Consider the following 23,144-nt stretch of genomic DNA (forward strand, 5'->3'; position numbering starts at 1 on the left):
TCCCTCACCTTTTTTATTGGAACGACGCCGAAGACGGCGACAGGGTCTCGCGCAGCGACCGTGGTCGCATGTCGATCCAGTGTTGATTGATGTAGTCCAGACAGACCTGGCGTTCGCCACGCATCCCGGCTGCACTCCAGCCGCTGGCCATCGGCTTGCCCGCCGGCCACAGGGAATACTGACCCTGGGCATTGATCACCACATCGAATTGCAGCTGTGCGTCATTCATGTCGTTCTCCTGTTGAACGGGATTGAAGCGGGGCCAGGTGCCGGACCAGCCCTTCTGCGAGGTGGCTGAACAGCACACGCCGCTGCTCGTCGGTCTGCGCACAGGCCCAGACGTAGACCCGCGCCGACGCCGCGCACACCTGCGCGTACGCGTCAGCATCGTCAGTCGCGAATGCTTTGGCCGAAACCTCCACATTGGCACTCGCATGGGCCTGGGCAAACGCGGTGGCACTGGCTTCGGTATTCAGTTGCGCGTAATACACCGCGAACGCCTCGGCATCGCCGAAGTGCTCGGCGATCATGGCGGTGTTGCTCGGCGCGAGACCGTATGTCATCGCACTGGCATGGGCCTGGGCGTACGCCGCGTCGTAGGCATAGGCCCGTCGATACAGCGCCAGCAACACCGGTTTGAGCATGGCCCGCCATTCGCCCTGACGCCCGGACAAGCCGAGCGCCGCCCGTTGATGCAAGCTTTGCAAGGCGAGCAGCGCTGGCCGATGTTCCGGCAAGGCCTCGCAGAGCATCGGCAGCACCACGTCGGCTTGCCAACCATGAACCCGCCGAAGCGACTGCGGTTCATCGACCCTGTAAATCCTTTGAAGCAAGACATCGGGCTGCTCTTCGCACAGCACCTGCGCCAAGGTCGGCAACCACCGAGGCATTGAAATCGGCTCATTCATATCGACGGCCCCTCCGTGCCAATCACCTCGGCCAGCATCCGCGCCCAGCGACCCGCCACGATGCCGTAGTGATCGGTGTCCAGCCGTTGCCAACTGCGCAATTGCGGCAGCAAGGCCTGCCAGTTGCGTTGCAGGTCATCCATGCTCCAGGCGTCGCCCAGCCCATAAGGGTTGGCGTGCCCGGCGATGAACATCCGAACCGGTGTGGCGGCCAACGCGGGTGGCTGGAAGTCGACCATGCTGGTCATATTGTTGCGACAGCACACTGTCAGCCGTTGCAGATAAGCCTGACGTTCCTCGGACATCGCCTGCCCTTCAACGTCAGGCCAGCGCTGGGCGAACTCACGCTGGAACACCTGTTCGATGGTCCGCTCGTCGATGCCGGCCAGTTCCGCACCGGCATCCGGCGCGGGTGGATCGATCAGGTACAGCAGCGGTTGCCTGAAGCCGTCAGCCTGGGCTTGCTGACACAGTGCCTGCGCCACCCAGGCACCGAACGACCAACCCGCCAGGCGCCAGGCACAGCCGGCCGGGAGGTGGGCCTTGATTGCCTCCAGATACAACCGGGCGCGCTCGACGATGCTGATGTTCGGTAGCGCCGGCAGACGCAACGCAGGGTCCGCAATCACGCACACCCCAAGATCCGCAGGCAACGCCGAAACCAGTTCCCGGTAGGCCTGAACATCGCCGCCCACCGGATGGATCAGATACAGCCATTCGCGACCGGCGCCGGCATGCCATTGATCGATCCGCACCGCGTCGCTCCAACTGCCCTGAATGGCGGTTGGCGCCTCGACCGAGCAGGCTGTCACCAGCCCCAACACTTCGCTCAGGCTGACCTTGTGACTGAACTGCGACAGCTGGAACACCTCACCGGTGGCCGCTTGCAGTTCGTCGATCAGGTCCAGCAAGGTCAGCGAATCCGCGCCCAGGTCGTACAGCGAATCGTCGTCCTCCAGATTCGTCACGCCGAGCCATTTGCAAAGGCACTCACGCAAGCGCACGGAAAGATCCACGCCTTTCGGCACTGCAACCGCCGCGGCAACGGCGCCGTGGCGAACCGGATAGAAGCGCCGCGCCGTGTCGATGCCGGTGGTGGAAACCAGCAGCTGTGGCAACTGCGCCGCCATCGCCAGATCGAATACCCGACAACCCTCTTCGGCCGACAAGCCGACCGTCAGATGTTCCTGGTGCGCAGCGTCCCCGCCATTGCTGGTCGTGGCCATGCCGATGTCGCGCCAGATGTCCCAGTTGATCCCCAGGCGCAGGCAAGTACTGGCCGAATCCGCCCGGTAATGAGTGAAACCGTCGAGCACACCGCTGGCCGCTGAATAGTCCAGGTGCCCCGCGCCGCCGAACAATGCCGACATCGACGAGCAGTACAGGACAAAACCCGGCGAGAGCTGTTCGATCAGGCTTTCGACCGCCAGCATGCCGCGGGTCTTGGCGGCCATCGCCTCGGCCATCTGCCGGGTATCGCGATGGCGAATCAGACTGCCCGCGCCGACACCTGCCGCATGAATCACCCCGCTCAGACGACCGTAACGCCCGGCCAGTTGATCGAGTACCTGCGGCCAACGCGACAGATCGGCGATGTCCGCCTGAACGCAGTCGATTCTCGGCGCATAAGTCGCGAGATTTGCAGGCAACTGTCCCTGACGCGAGAGCAACACCACACGCCGCCCTGGCGCTTGCAGCAGGTGTTCACACAGGGTCCGACCGATCCCGCCCGTGCCGCCCAGCACCAGAAACGTGCCGTCGTCCGGCAACAGGCTGGAGGTGGTCGCCAGGCTCGGCAATGGCTGGGATATCAGTCGTGGCTGCCACAGGTAACCGTCACGCACCGCCATTCGCCGAGGCAACGCGGCCGGATCGACAAGCAACGCCGCCAACTCCCCGGCCTGCGTTTCAAGGTGCGGCGACGGCCAGTCCAGCCAGTGGCAACGCACCGGGTATTCCTGCGGCACCACTTCGGTGATCCCGGCCAGTGCCGCCAATTCGGGACGCCGAACCTCGCCGTCCACCGGGCACGCCTGCCACGACATCAGCCACAGGCGCAGACGTGTCGTGCGTGCGATTTGCCCCCAGGCCTGCATCAGTGCGCTGACCGTGTCCAGACAGGCCCACTGCGCCAGATCCAGAGATTGCTCGTTGACTGCGCCTGACACCGCCAGCGGCAAGGTGTGCAGCCAGTCGAGCTCGCCGAGTTCATGCTCTACAACATCGGTGAGTAAACGGCCCAATGCTTCGGAATCCAGCGGATCAAGCTCGAAGCGATCAGCGCCCAGTTGCTTGAAGCCATTTCCGGCGCGCACTTGAACAACGCGTCGATAAACAGCCCGCAGGTGCTCCAGCAAAGTCGAGTTGGGCGCGTCATGGCTGCAAAGGATCACCGTTTCTCGTGCGCCGTCCATTGCCTTTGTGTTCAGGCGTTGGACACGCACCCACTGCCGCTGATGGAACCACTGCGCCAGCGGTTGCCGCTCGATGCCTGCCGAAACGGGGGCAACGATTTCGGCTGCGGGTTGAAACCGATAAGTCTGAAGATCGAACGACGCTGGCGGAAAATCCCACGGCGGTGGCGCCGAGCGCTGCGGCCACTGGATAGTTGCGCCTTCGTACCACGCCTCCAGCAATGCCTGCGCTGAATGATCACGGGCGATCATCTGTACACCCGACGCGGTGATTTCCTTGATCGTTGTCGGCAGCAAAGGAATTTCGTCACCCGGCCGGCAGACCATCGCAAAGCGCCAGCGCAGTTGCCGGCGACCTGACTGCAAGTGGCGCAGCAACGCGGTCTGCTGCTCCGGATGCGCTTGCATGTGCTCGCGGATCGCCGCGATATCGCGCAGCAATTCCGCTCGACTGTGGGCCGAAACCATCAGCAGTGGCAGCGTTTCCTCGGTCAAGTCCTGCGCCTTGGGTGCGGCGCCGACAATCACATGGGCGTTGGTGCCACCGATCCCGAAACTGCTGACACCGGCCAGACGCCGCCCTTCCGGCCATGGCCGGGACGTGGTGGGTACGTAGAACGGCGAATGCTCCAGATCGATCTGCGGATTGATCCGGCCAAACCCGAGGTTCGGCGGCAACACGCCATGGAACACCGCAAGACTGGCGCGAATCAGCCCGACTACCCCCGCCGCCGCGCCAAGATGGCCGATCTGGCTCTTCACCGAGGCCAACGCGCATTGACCGGCCGGCGCATCGCCGAAGGCCTTGGTCAACGCCGCGACTTCGATCGGATCGCCCAGCAAGGTGCCGGTACCGTGGGCTTCGATGTAGCCGATGTCGGCACCGGTCAATCCGGCGCGACTCAAGGCGTCGCTGATGACCGCACTCTGCCCGGCCACCGACGGCGCGGTGTAACTCATCTTGGCCCGGCCATCGTTGTTCAGTGCAGAGCCTTCGAGCAACGCGTAGATCCGGTCGCCATCCGCCCGCGCCCTGGCCAATGGCTTGAGCACCACCACGCCATAACCACTGGCGCCGATGGTCCCGCTGGCGTCGTCGCTGAATGGTCGGCACAGGCCATCGGCGGAAAAGATGTGCTGCGAGCGATGACGGTAACCATCGCTCAGGGTCGGGTCGATCAACACCCCGGCCGCCAGCATCACGTCACTGTCGCCCTGGCGCAGCATCGAACTGGCCAGGTGCACGGCGATCAGCGAACTGCCGCACGCCGCCTGCACGCTCAGGGCCGGGCCGTTGAGGTCCAGGTGATACGCGGCTTTGGTCGCCAGAAAGTCCTTGTCATGATGCAGCGCCATCTGGAAGCCGTCCGGCAGATCGCCTTCAGCGGTGTCGCGCAGCAGCTGCTGGAAGTACGTGGTTTCGCCGCAACTGGCGATCAGGCCGATGCGCGGGCCATCCGCCGACGGAACGATGGCCGCGTGTTGCAGAGCCTGCACACAGCCCATCAGCAGATGCCGCTGTTGCGGGTCCATCAGGCGCGCTTCCTGGCGGCTGATGCCGAAATATTCGGGATCGAAATCGAGCATGCCGGCCAGTTGGCTGCGGGCGCCGATCAGGCCTTCTTCCGCGGCAAAGTGCTCGATGCCCAGCTCGTTACCCTGCACCATCGCCCAGAACTCGGACAGGTTCTGTGCCCCGGCCACATTGACCGACATGCCGATGATCGCCATCGGTTGATGGCTTGCATCGGCTTGTCGTACGCGCTCTACCGCCGCCACTGGCGCGGTCGACAGATGCGCCGCCAGACGCCGTATCGTGACGTGTTCGAACAGGTCGGCCATCGTCACCTTGTGCGGCAGTTCCTGGGTGTAACGGGCATGCAGACGCATCAGGCCGAGGCTGGTGGCGCCGGCCTCGAAGAAGGTCTGCTCCGGCTCGATGTCCCGCCCGATGACTGTCTGGAACAGCTCGCTCAGTTGCCGCTCCAGTGCGGTCAATTGAACAACCGGCTGTGGCGTGCTGCGCCGCTCAAGCGCTTCGCCCAGAGCCGGCAAGGCCTTGCGGTCGATCTTGCCGCTGGGGGTGCGTGGCCAGACGTCGATCCGCCGATATTCATCGATTCGCACATGGGATGGCAGTCGGTGCGCCACCTGACGATCCAGCTGTTGAGACGTCGCGGGCTCGCCATCGAGCTGCAGCCAGGCGGTCAGGCGCGGCGGATCGGCCTGAACCGCCACCACCGCGTTGACCACGTCCGGCACCTGCATCAGCGCCGCTTCGATCTGCCCCAGTTCCAGACGATGGCCGCTGAGTTTGATCTGCTGATCGTCGCGCCCCAGATAGTGCAGGCAACCCTGGGCGTCGGCCCACGCCAGATCGCCGGTGCGATAGAACAAGCGGCCCTCTGCCAACTCGACGAACCGCGCGGCGTTCAGCGCAGGGTCGGCCAGATAACAACGGGCAACCATCGGCCCGGCCACCAACAGATAACCGCGACTTCCGTTGGGCACCGGGCGATCATGCTCATCGACCAGCAGCAACCGGGCATTCCCAACGGCATGGCCAATCGGCGCCCGCAGCGGCCAGTCCCGCGCCACGGCTGGCAAGCGCAAGGCGCTGACCACGTGGGTTTCGGTCGGGCCATAGTGATTGAACAACGAAGCTTGCGGCATGCCGCCGAACCAGTTGCGCAGCGCGTCGGTACAGAGCAATTGCTCCCCGGCGGTGATCACTTCGCGCAATGCCGACGGGTAAATCCCTCGGGCCACAGCGGTTTGCGCCAGATGCTGTAAAGCCACGTACGGCAGGAACAACCGCTCGACCCGCGCCTCGACCATGTAACCCAGCAACGCCTCGGCATCCTGACGCCAGCGCGGCGTGATCAGGTGATAGCAGCCGCCCCCGCACAGGGTGCTGAAAATCTCCTGAAACGACACATCGAACGACAGCATGGAGAACTGCAAGGTCACCGCTTTCGCCGGCAACTGCCCTTCCGTGCGCTGCCATTGCAGCAGGTTGCACAGAGTGCGCTCCGACACTTGCACACCTTTCGGCGTACCGGTCGAACCGGAGGTGAACAGCGTGTAAAGCGGTCGTTCACCGGCATGACGTGGACGCTCGAACGATCCGGCATCGGCGTGCAGATCGACCCGGTGCACGGCGAACCGTCCCGCGTTCAGCTCATCCAGCGCCGCTTCGGTCGCGTCGCTGAACAACAGACAATGCGGCTGCGCCTGTTCCAGCACCTGACGCTGGATCGCCATCGGGTAAGCGGGATCCAGTGGCACGGCCGTCAGGTTGAGTTTGGCCAGGGCCAGCAAGGCGACGATGTGCTCCACTGACGCGTCGAGAAACAGCACGACATGCAACGGAGCATTCCCGGTCGGCAACGGATGACGCTCGACCAAGTCAGCAGCCAGAACGTCGGCCAGTCCATTCAGCTCGCCATAGGTGAGGCGGCGCTGACCTTTAACCAACGCAACCGCATCCGGCGTGCAATGCACCTGATGCTCGAACCAGTCCGCAAGGGTGTTGAATGGCAGCTCGCCCTTCGGCCCTTCACTGGCCGGGGCCAGACCGTGTCGATAAGGACCGAGCAGACTGTCGAGCGTGGCCGCCGGGCTTTCCAGCAACAGGTCCAGACCACGGCGGAATAATGCGTTCAGCGTGCTCACCTGTTCTGCATCGAAATAGCTGCACTGATATTCCCACCAGCACTCCAGCTGCGAGCCGCTGCCCACCATCAACAAGGTCAGCGGACACTTGGCGTGCAGGTGTTCGTTGAATTCCAGCGTGGCGCGCAGGTTTGAATCGGCCAGTGCGGCGTAATCGGTGTTTTCCAGCACGAACATGAAATCGAACAGTGCGGTATTCGATGAAAGCCGCAGGTCTTCCACCAGATCCGCCAGCGCCACGTCCTGCAATGCCAGCACCTCACGCACGCTAGCGGTCTGCTGGCGCAACTGCTCGCCCAGGGTCAGTGCGTGGTTTACGGTGGTGGGGATCAGCACGGTGTTGGCGAACATGCCGACGCTGTCTTCGAACTCCGCCAGTGGCCGGTTGGACACTGGGCTGGCGATCCGTGGCCGCTCGCACCCGGTCAAGGCGTACAGGCTCCAGGCGAAGACACTGAACAGCACTTCGAAACGGGTCAGTCGCTGTTGCGTGCAAAAGCGCTCGAGGGCGGTGCTGCGTACGGCCCCCAAAGGTTCTCGATGCAACCGGGCATCCGGGCTGATTTCGCGCATTGGCATCCGTGCGGGCGACGGTTCTTCCTGCCGACGATGCAACTCGGCCAGAGCGCGACGCTGGTCGCGGTAATGCGGATCGACGCCCCACTGCCGCTGCCACTGGCCAAATTCCAGCGTCGTCAGGCGTGCTGACGGCTCAGGGCTTTCGCAACCCTGCACAGCGTCGTTGTAGAGCTGCGTCAGGTCGTCGAACAACAGGTTCACCGACCAGCCATCGACGATGATGTGATGCAGGTTCAGCAACAGCCGGCAGCTGCCATCGGCAAACGGCAACAGCCACGCCTGAAACAGGTTCGGCGTGGTCAGGTCGAACGGTGTGCTGAACACCAGTTCCGCAAAGGCTTGCCAGTTGTCTTCGGTGAAATGCCCGACGGCGAAGGTTCGGCAGGCCGGGCCTTGCTCCGCGATCACCTGATCCAGGCCATCGGCACCGGGCACGAACGCCGTGCGCAATCCGGGATGGCGCAGCACCAGACGTCCCACGGCCTCGGCCAGCGCTGGTAGATCGATACCTGCCGCCAGATGCAAAATCAGCGGCACGCTGTAAGCGGTCGAGGTTGGCGTACGTTGCTGCAACAGCCACAAGCGGCGCTGTTCGGCAGTGGCTGGCAAGCGTCGGGCCGTGCTGATCGGTGGCGCGGACGGATAGATCGAAGGCCACGTCAGCTCAGCGGTCAGTTGTTCGGCCAGTGCCGAGAACGGTTCATTGAGCAACGTGTCGATGGAGATCTCGCTCTGCCAACGGTTACGAATCGCCGAGCGCAAGCGCATGGCCTTGAGCGAATCGCCGCCACTGCCCAGCCAGTCATCCTGTGCGCTCAGGCTCGGTTGACCGAGCAGCGAACGGGCCTGACCCAGCAACCAGTCCAGCGACGGTGAAGCGTTGTCGTTTTCCATAGCCGCCAAGGCTGAGTGCCACGGATTCAGCGCCTGGCCCAGCAAACCGTCGCGATCGATCTTGCCATTGGCCGTCAGCGGCAGGCGCTCCAGCAGGAACAACTGATGCGGCCGCATATACGGCGCCAGTTGCGCTCGCAAGTGGGTTTCGAAGGCGTGATAGTCCAGCTCCCCGCGCGGCACGATAAACGCCAGCAGCTGATGATCTTCCGCCGCCTGACGCCGGGTGCAGACATACACCTGCGCCACGCCCGGATGCTCCAGCATCCGCTGCTCCACCTCCCCCGGTTCGATCCGGAAACCGCGAATTTTCACCTGACGGTCGACCCGTCCCAGACACTCGATCAAACCATCGGCATTGCACCGCACCAGATCACCAGTGCGGTAATGGACGTGTGCGCCACCGTCGAGGTCGGGCAATCGGACGAACTGACGGGCCGTTTCTTCAGGGCGATTGCGGTAGCCACGGGCGACGCCGCTGCCACTCAAATACAGTTCGCCCACCTCTCCCGCCGGCACCGGCCGTTGCTGCTCATCCAGCACCTGCACGCCAGTGTCCGGCAGTGGTCGGCCAATGGGCACCGAGTCGCCGGTAAAGTCACGGCTGATCGGCCAGCACAGGGCAAACGTGGTGCATTCGGTGGGGCCATAGACGTTGTGAATCCGGCACTGGCTCTCAGGGTTGGCGCGGTACCACGCACGCACGGCAGCGGCGCTGATCTGCTCGCCGCCAATCAGCACCTGACGCACGCAGGAAAAACACGACGGCCACTCGGCGATCAAGGTGTTGAACAGCGACACCGTCATGAACAGGTTGTCGACCCGCGTCCGCTCCAGCACCTCGGCCAGCCGGCGTGCATCCAGCACGTCCTCGTCGGCGATCATCACGCAGCAGCCACCGTTGAGCAGCGGTGCCCACAGTTCGAAACTGCAAGCGTCGAACGCCGGGTTGGACAGACAGGCGAAGCGGTCCGTCGGACGAATTTCGATATAGCCGTCGGTGTGCGCCAGGCGCAGCAAGCCGCGTTCACCGACCTCGACCGCTTTCGGCGTGCCGGTGGTGCCCGAGGTGTAGAACAGGAACATCACCTCGGCAAAGTCTTCAGCCAGCGCTTGCGGCGGGACGTCCGGTTGATCGAGCAAGGCCTCGACGCTGGTTTGCCACAATGAAGGCGACCACAGCGATTCCTCATCCTGGGTAATCAGGCCGACACACGCCGCATCCGCCAGCATCAACTCACGGCGTTTGAACGGGCTGGCACGGTCCAGCGGCACGACCACCGCGCCGACCTTCAACGCGCCGATAATCGCCGCCAGCCATTGCCAGCAACGCGGCATGCACAGCGCCAGCGACTGGCCGGGCTCGACGCCACGCGCCAGCAACCCTCGGGCGATGCGCTCGCTGGCGCTGGCCAGTTCGGCGTAGGTCAGGGTTACCGCCCCGTCGATGACGGCCGGGGCTTGCGGATTACGCTGCACTTGCTCGGCGAAACGTGCCAGCAACGTCAGATCATTGGGCGCACTCATCATTTCGCCTCCTGCGCGTCGAAGCGTTGCAGCTCCCGACGGATGATCTGCGAGACCCGATGGATTTCCGCACTTTCGAGCATGTCCCAGTGCCCGCCACTGACCAGTTTCGCCAGATAGCCGTGGCCGGCGCGGCGACGCCAGAATCCGCGCAGTTCATGCAACTGATGGCGGCTGAAATCTTCTCGGGCCTGAATCAGCACCACACGCCGGGCTTGCGGCGCACATTCATAGGCGGCCATCGCCATTCGGTTGTGGTTGTAAATGTGGAAATAGCGCTCGACTTGCGCGTCTTCGATGCCGGGGTACATGCCGTTGAAGCGCACCAGTTTGTCGCGGAACTCGGCCATGTCCACGGTGCCGATCTGCTCGCGGAAACCCGGATCGTCGCTGCCCTGGGTATCGAGCAGCACCACGGTCACCTGACGATGACCCGCCGCCGTCAACAGCCGAGCCATTTCATAGGCCACCAGACCACCGAACGACAATCCGGTGAGGATCAGCGGTTGCGCGGTCAGCGGTTCGATCAGCCGCAGATAGGCCTCGGCCATTGCTTCGACTGTCGGCTCGGTACTCTCCCCCGGATTCAGCCCCGGCGATTGCACGCCGTAAACACCGGCCTCATCCGGCAACACCTTGGCCAGCGACAGATAACAGAACGCCGTACCGCCCGCCGGGTGAATGCACACCACGTTGCTCTGACCCGAGCCTCGACGGAACTCGATCAGATTGCCCTGCGCAACCGCCGGGTTGGCCCCGACCCGCAGCCAACCGCCCAATGCTTCGATGGTCGGGTAGCTGAGCACCACGCGCACCGGCATTTCAACCGCGAACACCTGGCTGATTTCATGGGCCATCTTGATCGCGGCGATGGAGGTGCCGCCGACATTGAAGAAGTTGTCGCGAATGCCGATCTGCGGCACCAGCAGCAGGCGTTTCCAGATCTGGTACAGCGTCAGCTCGATGTGATCGCGCGGGCTGCTCAGGTTGACCTGACGATTGACCATTTCTTCATCCGCCAACGCAGTCAGTGCGGCACGGTCGACCTTGCCATTGGCGGTCAGCGGCAAGGCGTCGAGCCACAGATAACTGCCGGGGACCACCGCACGAGGAAGCGTCGTCGCCAGATAAGCCTGAACCGCCGCTTCATCCATCGATTCGGAAACAACGCAACAAGCCACCAAACGCTGATCCTGCGCCGCTTCGCCGACCATCAGCACCACGGCGCTGCGAATGCCGGGAAACGCTTCGAGCCGGGCTTCGATCTCGCCCAGTTCCAGACGCACGCCGCGCAACTTGACCTGAAAATCGTTGCGCCCCAGAAACTCCAGCTGACCGTCCGGCCGATAGCGCGCCAGATCGCCGCTGCGATAGAGCCGATCGCCTGTCACAAACGGATTGTCGATAAAACGTTCGGCACTGAGCTGCGCCAGCCCCAGATAACCCCGAGCGACGCCGACACCGCCAATGTGCAATTGCCCGGTGACACCCACCGGCACCGGCTCATCGCGGTCATCGAGTACATAAAAACGGTTGTTGGAAATCGGCCGTCCGATCGGCAGTTGCCGGGCCGGTACTTCGGCACCGGGCTCCAGGGTCCAGACGCTGTTGATCACCGTGGTTTCGGTCGGGCCGTAGACGTTGTGCAACCGAGCATGGGGCAGGCGCTCCTGAAAACGCCGGGCCAGGGCTGGCGGGAGTTCACCGCCGCCGCTGAACACATCGGTCAGCGAAGCACACTGGCTGACTTCTTCGACCTCCAGAAACAGCTGCAACATCGCCGGCACGAACACCAACGCCGTGACCCGCTGCTCGCGAACTTCGCGCGCCAGATAGGCCGGTTCGTAATGTCCGCCGGGCCGTGCAATCACCAGTCGCCCACCGGTTGCCAGCGGCCAGAACGTCTCCCAGGCCGAGGCATCGAAACCGAACGGGATCTTGTGCAGCATCGCCCCCGCTTCGCCGCAGACCTGCAAACACCACAACAGCAGGTTGCTAAGGCCACGGTGGGCAACCATCGCGCCCTTGGGCAATCCGGTGGTGCCGGAGGTGTAGATCACGTAGGCGAGATGGTCAGGGGTGACGCCGACACTGCGCGGATCGAGATTGTCCGCAGGCAACGACGCCCAGCTCACAGCGTCCTCTTTGAGGTCGAGGATCGGCGCTTCCCAGGTCGAACCTTGCAGCGCCTGACGCAATATCCCGTGCGCCGAGCCGAGGGTCAGCAACACCGCCGGTGTGCTGTCGCCGAGCATATGACTCAAGCGCCCCAGCGGATAATCGGGGTCCAGCGGCACATAGGCGCCCCCGGCCTTGAGCACCGCCAGCAACGCCACCGGCAATTCCAGCGAGCGCTCGATGCACACCGCCACGCGCACGTCCGGGCCGACGCCCAATGTGCGCAAATGCCGCGCGAGTCGGTTGGACCGGGCATTGAGTTCGGCGTAGCTCAGGGATTCGCCCTCGAATACCACTGCGCAAGCCTGAGGATTGCTCGCGACCTGTGTTTCGACCAGTTGGTGCACGCAGGGCGCCGCTTGCGTCAGCGGCGCGGTGCGGTTGAAGTCGACCAGCACCTGCTGACGCTCAGCCTCGTTCATCAACGGCAATGCATTGATCGGTTGCTTGGGATCAGCGGCGATCTGTTCGAGCAGATGACGGTAGTGCCCGCTCAGGCGTTCGATGGTCGCGACGTCATAGAGGTCGGTGTTGTATTCCACCAACAAGTCCAGCCGCCCTTCCCGCTCGACCCATTCAAACGCCAGATCGAACTTGGCCGTGGCACTGCTGGTGCTGTACGGCGCCAGTTCCAGCCCGGGTATCTGCACCGCGTTGCCCGGGGTGTTCTGCAACACCAGCATCACCTGGAACAACGGCGAATGACCGGGATCGCGCGGCGGGTTGACGGCTTCGACCACACGGTCGAACGGCACGTCCTGGTGGGCGTGAACATCGAGCATCTGGCCACGCACGTCGCGCAGCAATTCGGCGAAGGTCTGCTGCGGATTGAGGCGCTGACGCAGCACCAGCGTGTTGACGAAATGGCCGATCAGCGGCTCGACTTCCGGGCGGTTGCGGTTGGCGAACGGTGTGCCGATACACAAGTCCTGCTGACCGCTGTAGCGCCACAGCAACACTGACAATGCGCCCAGCAGCACGTTGAACAGCGTGCCCTGGGTCTGGCGGGCCAGCGCCGTGAGCTCGCGCAAGGTGCCGCCATCGACGGAAGAACTGAGCGTCGCGCCGACATAGCGCTGCACCAACGGTCGCGGCCGGTCGCTGGGCAAAGTCGACAATAGCGGCGCGTCGTCCAGGGTGCGGCGCCAGAAATCGAGCTGCGCGTCCAGCGCCGCACCGCCCACGCGCTGTTGCTGCCAGCAGGCGTAGTCGGCGTATTGCACCGGCAATGGCGCAAGAGTCGGTGTATCGCCACCCAGATAATCGCCGTACAGCGTGGCGACCTCATGCAGGATCACGCCCATCGACCAACCGTCGGCGATGATGTGATGCACGCTGTACAGCCACAGGTATTCGTCGTCGGCCACGCGCAGTAACGACGCGCGCAGCAACGGCCCAGTGGCCAGGTCGAACGGCGCCCGTGCGTCCTGCTCGACGGCGATTCGGACCTTTTCTTCACGCTCGCTGACTGACAACTGGCGCAGATCCGTCACCGACAACGACAGCGGCATCGATGGATGCACCACCTGACGCGGTTCGCCCTCCACACTGCAAAACGTCGTACGCAGGACTTCGTGGCGGGCAACCAGTTCGTTCAGCGCCCGCTCCAGCAGCGCAACGTTCAGTTGCCCTTTTAGCGTCACCGCCGTCGGCACGTTGTAGAACGGATTTCCGGGTTCCAGTTGATCGAGAAACCACAGTTGCCGCTGCGAGAACGACAGCGGCCATGCCGTTTCTTCGCCAACACGGCGGGGAATCACGGCGTCATCCCGGCCACCGAGCAAGGCAATCAGTTCCTGCTTGTGACGCTTGAGCGCCTGGGTCAATTCTTCGGTGAGATACCCGCGAGGCGCCTTGCAACGCAGCTTGTCACCGTCCACATCAAGCACCACGCCATGGCGAGCGAACAGCGCCAGCAATTGATCGGCATTCATACTTCGAACTCCTCCATGTCTTCGTCGTCCAGGCTTTCGGTCACAGGTTCGATGGCAAATGCCTCGACCGGCGCGCGGTGCTGCTCATCGGCCGTGCGCAGCCCGCCGATCATCGAGTAGATCAATTCATGGCTTGGCCCGAGGTCGAACAGCGCCGTCAGTTGCTGCTCCTCGACCGAACCGATTCCGCACAGGCCAAGGCCCTGCTCGACGGCGGTCATGCTCAGCAGTTGCGCCATCGCACCGCTTTCGATGTGGCAGAAGTCGCGGCTGCGCTCGCCGTACAACGGACGTATCGCTGCCATGTCGGCAATGAAAAACAGCGAAAACGCGGCGTTCTCGTACACCGGGCGATTGACGAAATAGTCGTAGGTGTCCGGGTCGAGCAATCCGCTCTGGAGCGCCAGCAAACGATGCTGGCGAGGATCGTAGTAATACGCGCCACCTGGCACGCCGAGCACGCGATCCGGTTTGATGTAGAGGTACGCCTGAATCGGGTACAACCCGCCCGCCGACGGGAACTGGTATTTCACCTCACCGTCGAGCTGCCCCTGCGCCAGTGCCGCCAACAAATGCGCGAAGGCTTGAGTCGCAATCGGCTGCGCGCCGAACTGGCGCACCGAGCGGTAATCGCTCAAACGCCGGGCGAAGGCCGGGTCTTGCGGCAAGTCCAATGCCACCTCCGGCAAGGTTTGAGCGAAGTCACGGCGACCGCGTTGCTCAGCCTTGAACTGCGCCCGCTGCTGCGGATCTTCGATGATGTCCTGCGATGTTTCCGGAGCCTGCTGCACGTTGCCGAGCAATTCCTGCCGCGCCCGGTTCTGGCGGTACATGCCCAGCAGATGCAGCAACGTCGGCTGGGCCAGCAGTTGCGCCACGTGCGGGCGGAACTGCAAGGCGCCGGACAAGGCGTTGCTGATCCTGACGATATCGATCGAGGTCGCGCCGAGGTTCAGCAGGTTGGCATTGGCGGCAATGGATTCGCGCTTGAGCACGCCCTGCACGATTTCCACCAGCCGCTGTTCCTGCGGGCCCTCGACTTCCAGCGCCGGCCCTTGTTCCTCGATTTGCTCCGATTCCGGCAGGCGCTTCTTGTCGACCTTGCCGTTTGAGGACAACGGCCAGGCTTCGACGAAGGTGAACGACGTCGGAATCATGTACGCCGGCAGCTTGTCCGTCAGGTAGTCGGTGAAGTCACTGGCCTGCAACGCCGGATCGGCCTTGAGCACATAACCCGCCAGACGTTTCTCGCCCAGCGTGCTGCCGAGAATGCGCACCACCGCGCTCTGCACGCCGGGATGGCGATTGAGCGCGGCTTCGATTTCGCCCAGCTCGATGCGATAGCCCTGCACCTTGACCTGATTGTCTTCGCGACCGAGGAATTCAATGTTGCCGTCCGCTAGCAAGCGCCCCAGGTCGCCGGTGCGATACAGCCGTTCGCCGGTCAGTGGATGCTCGAAGAAACTGCCGGCACTGAGTTTTTCATCGCGCCAGTAACCCTTGGCCAGACCGATACCGCCAATGTACAGCTGTCCCGCGACCCAGGTCGGGCGAACTTGCAACGCGTCATCCAGCACGTAGAAGCGCTGGTGATCGAGAGCCTTGCCGTAGGGAATGCTGCGCCACGCCGGGTCGACGTGTTGCACCGGATAGCAGATCGACCAGATCGACGCTTCGGTAGCGCCGCCCAGGCTGATCAGTTGCAAACCTGGCTGCAAGGCCCAGGTCCGCTCGGGCAGGGTCAACGGAATCCAGTCGCCCGACAACATCGCCACCCGCAGGCTCGCCGGTAACGCACCGCCCTCGCCCTCCACGTACTCGACCAGCATGCCGAGCAGCGCCGGCACTGAGTTCCACAGGCTGACGTGATGACGCTTGATCAATTCGAGCCAGTGCGCCGGATCGAGGGTCAGTTGCGGGTCGAGGATGACCACCGCCGCGCCCACGGCGAGCGTGCCGAAGAAGTCATAGACCGACAGATCGAAGCTCAGCGAGGAGATCGCCAGCACGCGATCATTCGGGCCAACGGCAAAACGCCGGTTGATGTCGAGCAAGGTGTTGACCGCACCGCGATGGTCGATCACTACGCCTTTCGGCTGGCCGGTGGAGCCGGAGGTGTAGATCACGTAAGCGAGGTCGCTTTCGCTCACTTGAACCGGTTGCAGTGGCAGTCCATCGTTTGAGACTTCTTCGGTCACGGCAATGGTCGTGACCTGCGCCGGCCATTCGATCTTGTCGAGCAGCGCCGTTTGGGTCAGGGCCAGACTCGCCTCCGCCCGTTCCAGAATATGTCGCAGCCGCTCTGCTGGCTGACTCGGTTCGATGGGCAGGTAAGCGCCACCGGCATACAGAATTGCAAGGGTCGCGACCACTTGCTCCCAGCCGCGCTCCATCACCACCGCGACCAACCGGTTCGGCAGCACGCCCTGCGCTTGCAGGCGGGCGCCGAGTTGCCGGGCCTCGTTGCGCAGTTGAGCGTAGGTCAGCTGTCGCGCACCGATCACCGCCAGTGCATCCGGTGTGGCGAGGGCCTGACGTTCGAACAGTTCGTGCATCAATGGCAGCGTTTGCTGAATGTCGACCGGTGCCGGCAACCGTACCTGCGGCAACAGCTGTGGCGTGTTTGCGCCCCATGCCGCCGGCTCGCACAGACTGTCGAGCAGCGCGTTGTAAGCGACAAACATCTGCTCGATCATCCCTTCCGGGAACAGTTCGTCGATGCTGTCCCAGTTGAACAACAGGCGTCCTTCCAGCTCCAGCAACGTGTGGTCGAGCCACACCTGCGGGGTCTGGGTGATGCTGTGCATGTGTTTGGCATTCAGCGCGTCGGCCAGGTTGAATTCGGCCAGCTCCGGCGCTGCTTCCGACAGCGTGCTGTTGAACACGATCGGCATCGCCGTCTGCTGCACGCCCCTGGTCTGGGACAATTCACGCAGCACCCGCACACCGCTGACCACCGAATGGTCGATGTCGCGCCACAGCTGCGCCTGCACCGCGCGGGCCTTGTCGGTAAAGGTTTGTGTCCCGTCGATGCCGACTTCCAGTAGCACCAGCGAGGTGAAGTCGCCGATGATTTCGTCGACATCCGGGTGCAACGGCATACGGTTGAACAGTGGCAGGCTCAGGGTGAAACGCGGGGTGCGACTCCAAAGCGCGAGCACTTCGCTGAAGGCGGTCAGCAGCATCACTGACGGCGTCACCGCAAACTGTTTGGCCACGGCTTTGAGTTGCGTCCACTGCGCGGCCGACATGTCGCGGTCGCGGCGGGTGAAGTGCGGGTTGGCGATGCTTTCGGGTTGGCGCACCAGCGGCAGATCTGGTGCCGGGGCGAGAGTGGTCACCCGCTCGCGCCAGTAGCCCAGCGCCTGCTCGTAGCGGCGGCCGTTGCGCAGTTGCTGTTCGGCCAGCACGTAGTCGCGGAAGGTCAGGCCCGGTTCTGACCGTTCCAGCGTCGGATCGACGTAAAACGCCATGAGTTCGCGCGCGAGAATCTGCGTGCTCGCGGCGTCGACGATCAGCGCATCGAGGCTGATGTGCAAATGGGTGATGCCGTCATCGAGCAGCGACAGGCTGAACTCGAACAGCGGCCAGCGACTGGCGTCCAACACCTGATGGGACTGACGTTCGCGGGTTGCTTCCAGCGTGCGCTGTGCCACTTCGGCGGGCAGACCGCGCAGATCACTGCGGGGCATGCGATAGGTCGGCACCAGCGGCAGCACCTGTTGCGTGCCGTCGCTGAGGAAGATCACGCGCAGCATGTCGTGGCGCAGGATCATGCGATTCAGTGCTTGTTCGAAACGCTCGACGTCGAACTCGGGAATGCGCAGTTCTTCGTAGCCGTGGGCGCTGACGCCGCCGAGGCTGACCGTGGCCTCGCGGCCGAACCAGTAGGCTTGCTGGATATCGGTCAGAGGGAATGGTTCATGTCGATTGCCGCGATCCGGCTCGATCTGGATAAACGCGGGTTCAATGCTCTGGTCATCACGCGAGACCTGCGCCGCCAGATCCATCAACACCGGCGTCTGAAACAGGCTGCTCAGGGACAACTGCGCGCCCATGCGCTGATTGATCGCGTAGATCATCCGCGTCGCCAGCAGCGAATGGCCGCCGAGGTCGAAGAAGTTGTCGTGGATGCCGACCCGCTCGCACTTGAGCACTTCGGCCCAGATCTCGGCCATTTGCCGTTCAATGTCGTTGCGCGGCGCCTCGTAGGTCGCTCCGGCACTGCGCTCCGGTGCCGGCAGCGCCTGTCGGTCGAGCTTGCCGTTGCGGGTCAGCGGCAATTGCGAAAGCCGGACCCAGGCACTCGGGATCATGTGTTCGGGCAGTTGGCCTTGCAGTTCGGCACGCAAGAATTCACTGGTCGCGGAGCCAACCACATAGGCCACCAGACGCTTGTCCCCGGCCACGTCTTCGCGCAACAGCACGGCGGCTTCCTGCACGCCGGGTTGCTGGTGCAACAGGCTGTCGATCTCGCCGAGCTCGATGCGGAAGCCGCGCAGTTTCACCTGTTGGTCGATGCGTCCCAGGTACTGCACGTTGCCGTCGGCCTGGAATTTCGCGAGGTCGCCGCTGCGGTACATCCGCGCGCCCGGTTCGTCAGTGAACGGGTCCGGCAGGAAGCGTTCGGCGGTCAGGTCCGGGCGGTTCAGGTAACCACGGGCCAGACAGGCACCGGCGATGTACAACTCGCCCGCCACGCCGACCGGCACCGGATTCAGATGCTCGTCCAGCACGTACAGCCGCGCGTTGGCGATGGGACGGCCAATGGGCGGCGCGTCCGGCCAGGATTCGGCCTCGTTGCAGTCAAGGCTGAACTGACTGACCACATGGGTTTCGGTCGGCCCGTACTGGTTGTGCAACTGCGCGCCGCCCAGTCCACGGACAAAACCGCGTAGCTCGTCATTGATTTGCAGGGCTTCACCGGCGGTGATGATCTCGCAGCCGCCGGCCGGCATCGGTGCATCGGCCTCGGTCAGGCCGGCAAGTTGCTGCAACACGGCGAATGGCAGGAATGCTCGCTGCACGCCTTCGGCTACGAGTGTGGGGCGCAGCGCGGCGAGGTCCTTGCGACTGTCTTCGGTCATCAGCAACAGGCTGCCGCCCTGGCAGAGCGTGCTGCAGATTTCCTGGAAAGAGACGTCGAAGTTCAGCGAGGCGAATTGCAGCACGCGCTGCGGTGCCACAGCTTGATTGAGTTGCCAGGCGATCAGGTTATCCAGCGCGCGACGGTTGTGGGCCACACCTTTCGGGCGCCCGGTGGAGCCGGAGGTGTAGAGCACGTAGCCCAGGTGTTCCGGGCTCACCGAGACCTGCGGATCATCAGTTGGGTGTTGTGCCCATTGCGATGCGTCCGCGTCCAGGCAGCAGATCTTCGTCTCGTTGGCCGGCAGCCCGGCCATCAGGCTCGATTGCGTCAACAGCAAGGTCGGCGCGGCGTCGCTGAACATGAACGCCAGACGCTCGCTCGGGTAGGCCGGGTCGAATGGCACGTACGCCGCGCCGGCCTTGAGGATCGCCAACAGGCCGATGACCATTTGCGGCGAGCGTTCCAGGCACAAACCGACGCAATGCTCGGGGCCGACACCTTGTTCGATCAGGTAATGCGCAAGTTGGTTGGTCGCCCGATTCAACTCGCGGTAGCTCAGTTGCTCGCGCTCGGCGAGCAGCGCCACGGCTTCGGGACGTTGCCGGGCCTGGGTCTCGAATCGCGCCACGCAATCGGGCAGTGACGACGTATCGCGTGAAGTGCGGTTCCAGTCATGAACAATCTGCTGGTGTTGCTCGGCGCTCAACAGCTTGATCCTCGCCAGCGACTGCTCGCTGTCCTCGACCATCTGCGTCAGTACCCGGCGCAGGTACTCGCCAAACTGCTCGACAGTGCCGCGTTCAAACAGGCCAGAGGCGTATTCCAGACCGCCGACAATCTGCCCGTCCCGTTCACTGAGCGCCAGTTGCAGATCGAACTTGGCCACGTGATGACTGCTCTCGACCGGCGTGACTTCAAGCCCGGTCAGCAGCAGATCGGAATCCTGATCCTGCTCCCAGGCAAACAGCACCTGGAACAGCGGACTGTGGGCCAGACTGCGCGGCGGATTGAGCAACTCCACCACTTGCTCGAACGGCAAATCCTGATGTTCCTGAGCCTCCAGCGCGACCCGTCGCGCCTGTTGCAGCCATTGCGCCACCGATGGCGTACCCGACCGGGTCATGCGCAGGGCCAGGGTGTTGACGAAGAAACCGATCAACCCTTCCAGTTCCTGCTGCGGACGGTTGGCCGATGGCACGCCGATCACCACATCGCTCTGCCCCGACAGGCGCGACAGCAGCAGCGAAAAACCGGCCAGCAAAGTCATGAACAGCGTGGTGCCTTGCTGCATACCCAAGGCTTTCAGGCGCGCGGTCAAGGCTTCGTCAAAGACCAGCGGCACAAAACCGCCGAGGTAATCCTGCACGGGCTGACGCTTGTGATCGGTCGGCAACTCCAGCAGCACCGGTGCGCCGGTCAGGGTTTCGCGCCAATAGCGGTTTTGCTGTTCCAGCACTTCGCCGGTCAGCCATTGCTTCTGCCACACCGCGTAATCCACGTACTGCACGGGCAATGGCGGCAGCGGATCGTCGCGATCCTGCAACGCCGCTTCGTACAGTTGCCCCAGTTCCCGGGTGAGTACACCCATCGACCAGCCATCGGAGATGATGTGGTGCTGGGTCAGCAGCAACACATGGTCATCCGCTGCCAGTCGCACCAGACTTACGCGCATCAGCGGGCCGCAGCTCAGGTCGAACGGCCGGGCGCCCTCCTCGTCGATCAACCGAGTGAGACGTTTTTGAGCATCGGGACCTTGCAGATCGTTTACGGTCAGTCGAATGCTGTGCGCGGGCGGTGAAACCTGCTGCCGCCCTTCCCCTTCAACGGCGATGAAGGTGGTGCGCAGCGCGTCATGGCGTGCCACCAGTTGATTGAAGCTGCGTTCGAGTGCCGCCACGTCCAGTGAACCACGCAAGCGCAGGTTCAGCGGCATGTGATACGCCGCGTTGCCACCCTCCATTTGCGCCAGAAACCACAGACGCTGCTGAGCAGACGACAACGTTTGCGCGCCCGACCGTGAAAGGGCCGCAATGGCTGGACGAGCCGCAGCCTGACTGGCTTGCAGCCGTTCGGCGAACGCTGCCAGAACGGGCGCGGCAAACAACGTCGAAGGCGCGACTTCCAGCCCCAGCGTATGACGAATCTGCGCCAGCACGCGCATCACCAGCAGCGAATGACCGCCGAGGGCAAAGAACTGATCCTCACGCCCGACCCGTTCGACGCCGAGCACCTCGGCCCAGATCGCGGCGAGCGCTGTTTCCAGAGAGCCCTGTGGCGCCTGATATTCCTGCTGGTCGAATGCCTCAACGTCCGGCGCAGGCAAACCGGGTCGATCGACCTTGCCATTGGCAGTCAGCGGCAGCGCATGCAGACGCACGAACGCGGTCGGTACCATGTAATCCGGCAGGCTGATTTTCAGCTGGTCACGCAGGGAACGCGGGCTCAGCGTTGTGCCCGGTTTTTCGCAGTAATAAGCGATCAGTCGAGGTTCACCGAGGCCGTCCTGACGCAGCAGCACCAAGCTTTCACGCACGCCCGCAATGTCCGCCAGCCGGGTTTCGATTTCTCCCAGCTCCAGGCGCAGGCCGCGCAACTTGGCCTGGGAGTCGTTGCGGCCGAGGAATTCCAGTTGGCCGTCGGCCCGATAACGCGCCAGATCCCCGGTTCGGTACATGCGTTCGCCCGCCACGAACGGGTTGTCGATGAAGCGCTCGACGGTAAGTTGCGGCAGGTTCAGATAACCCCGCGCCACGCCGACGCCACCGATGTACAGCTCGCCTGCGACACCCTCCGCAACAGGTGCACTTTGAGCATCGAGCAAATAAATCCGGGTATTGGGCAGTGCCCGACCGATGGGCAGCACAGTGTCGACCTGACTGGCGTCGGTGAACTCGAAACAGGTGCTGTCAATGCTCGCTTCGGTGACGCCATAGGCCTGGACGATCTGCACCCGCTCACCGCACAACCTGCGCAATTGCCGTGCGCTGTGGGCAGTCCAGATGTCCGAGCCGCCGACCACGGTGCGCAGGAACGACAAGTCATGGCCGGTCTCTTCAACCCAGGCCAGCAAAGGGTTGAGCAGCGCCGGCACGAAGTCGGCAAAGCCGATCTGCGCTTCCCGCATCAAGCGATACAGGGCCGGCGGATCCATCAAGGTGTCCCGAGGGCACAGCACCAGCGTGCCGCCAAACCCCAGCGCACGAATCAGGTCGGCGCTGAACACGTCGAAGGAAAAACCGGCCATTTGCAGGTGATTGACCGGCTCATCCAGCGCATAGAGTTGCGCCCAGGCAGCGCTCACGGCGATCAGCCCGCGATGTTCAACCATCACGCCTTTCGGGGTGCCGGTCGACCCCGAGGTGTAGATCACATAGGCCAGATGCCGAGGTGTCAGGCCTGTCGCGTAAGGATCGGGATTGTCAGGTGACTGTGAAGCCCAATGTGTTGAATCGCCCAGGTCGAGCACCGTCGGTGCAGTGGCCGATTGTTCGAGCGCGGCCAACAAGACATGCCGCGCCTGGCTCTGGGTCAGCACCACCGGCGGCGCGCTGTCGGCCAGCATGTGTGCCAGCCGCGCCGTCGGATACGCCGGATCCAGCGGCACATAGGCGCCACCGGCCTTGAGCACCGCGAGCACGCCCACCAGCATCTCCAGCGAGCGCTCAAGACAAAGCCCGACCCGCACGTCCGGCCCGACTCCGAGGCTGCACAGGTGATGGGCCAGGCGATTGGCGCGGGTGTTGAGATCGCGGTAACTGAGCGCCTCTTCCTGCCAGCGTACGGCAATGGCCTCGGGGTTGCGCAGCACCTGCGCTTCAAACAGACCGTGCACGCACAGATCGGTGTCGAACGGAATCAAGGATGAAACGTCGGGCTGCGCGGGATTCGTCCCACGCAAGGAAGTGTTGTCGAGCATCGGAGGCTACCGTCCATGACTGCATTATTT

Annotated in this window: 5 protein-coding genes; all 5 read right to left on the reverse strand. The window is 63.5% G+C overall.

Going from position 1 to position 23,144, the window contains the following annotated elements; all coding sequences use genetic code 11:
- Positions 1-13: 13 nt before the first annotated feature.
- Genes AC07N4_RS11860 through AC07N4_RS11880 form a run of 5 tightly spaced genes read right to left on the reverse strand, consistent with a single transcriptional unit; the run spans position 14 to position 23,114 of the window.
- The gene (locus AC07N4_RS11860) at positions 14-229 is read right to left on the reverse strand and encodes an MbtH family protein (RefSeq protein ID WP_096820614.1); all 216 of its coding nucleotides are present in this window, start codon (positions 227-229) and stop codon (positions 14-16) included.
- Complete coding sequence (locus tag AC07N4_RS11865) at positions 222-890, reverse strand: hypothetical protein (RefSeq protein ID WP_493066188.1); 669 nt, start codon at positions 888-890, stop codon at positions 222-224. The genes AC07N4_RS11860 and AC07N4_RS11865 overlap by 8 nt, the downstream gene beginning before the upstream one ends.
- Positions 891-904: 14 nt before the next feature.
- Entirely contained in the window at positions 905-10,000 is a 9,096-nt protein-coding gene (locus tag AC07N4_RS11870) for a hybrid non-ribosomal peptide synthetase/type I polyketide synthase (RefSeq protein ID WP_493066187.1), read from the reverse strand.
- Positions 9,997-14,109 carry a non-ribosomal peptide synthetase gene (locus tag AC07N4_RS11875; protein ID WP_493066186.1) on the reverse strand — a complete coding sequence of 1,371 codons (4,113 nt, stop codon included), beginning with the start codon at positions 14,107-14,109 and terminating at the stop codon, positions 9,997-9,999. Before AC07N4_RS11875 ends, AC07N4_RS11870 begins: the two co-directional genes overlap by 4 nt.
- Positions 14,106-23,114, reverse strand: coding sequence for an amino acid adenylation domain-containing protein (locus AC07N4_RS11880; RefSeq protein WP_493066185.1), 9,009 nt, complete (start codon positions 23,112-23,114; stop codon positions 14,106-14,108). Before AC07N4_RS11880 ends, AC07N4_RS11875 begins: the two co-directional genes overlap by 4 nt.
- Positions 23,115-23,144: the final 30 nt, after the last annotated feature.

Source organism: Pseudomonas sp. GW821-FHT09E04 (assembly GCF_059416185.1).

Bases quoted from the DNA above. Each gene is read 5' to 3' on its own strand.
- AC07N4_RS11860 (WP_096820614.1), bottom strand. From the start codon at position 229: ATGAATGACGCACAGCTGCAATTCGATGTGGTGATCAATGCCCAGGGT.
- AC07N4_RS11865 (WP_493066188.1), bottom strand. From the start codon at position 890: ATGCCTCGGTGGTTGCCGACCTTGGCGCAGGTGCTGTGCGAAGAGCAG.
- AC07N4_RS11870 (WP_493066187.1), bottom strand. From the start codon at position 10,000: ATGATGAGTGCGCCCAATGATCTGACGTTGCTGGCACGTTTCGCCGAG.
- AC07N4_RS11875 (WP_493066186.1), bottom strand. From the start codon at position 14,109: ATGAATGCCGATCAATTGCTGGCGCTGTTCGCTCGCCATGGCGTGGTG.
- AC07N4_RS11880 (WP_493066185.1), bottom strand. From the start codon at position 23,114: ATGCTCGACAACACTTCCTTGCGTGGGACGAATCCCGCGCAGCCCGAC.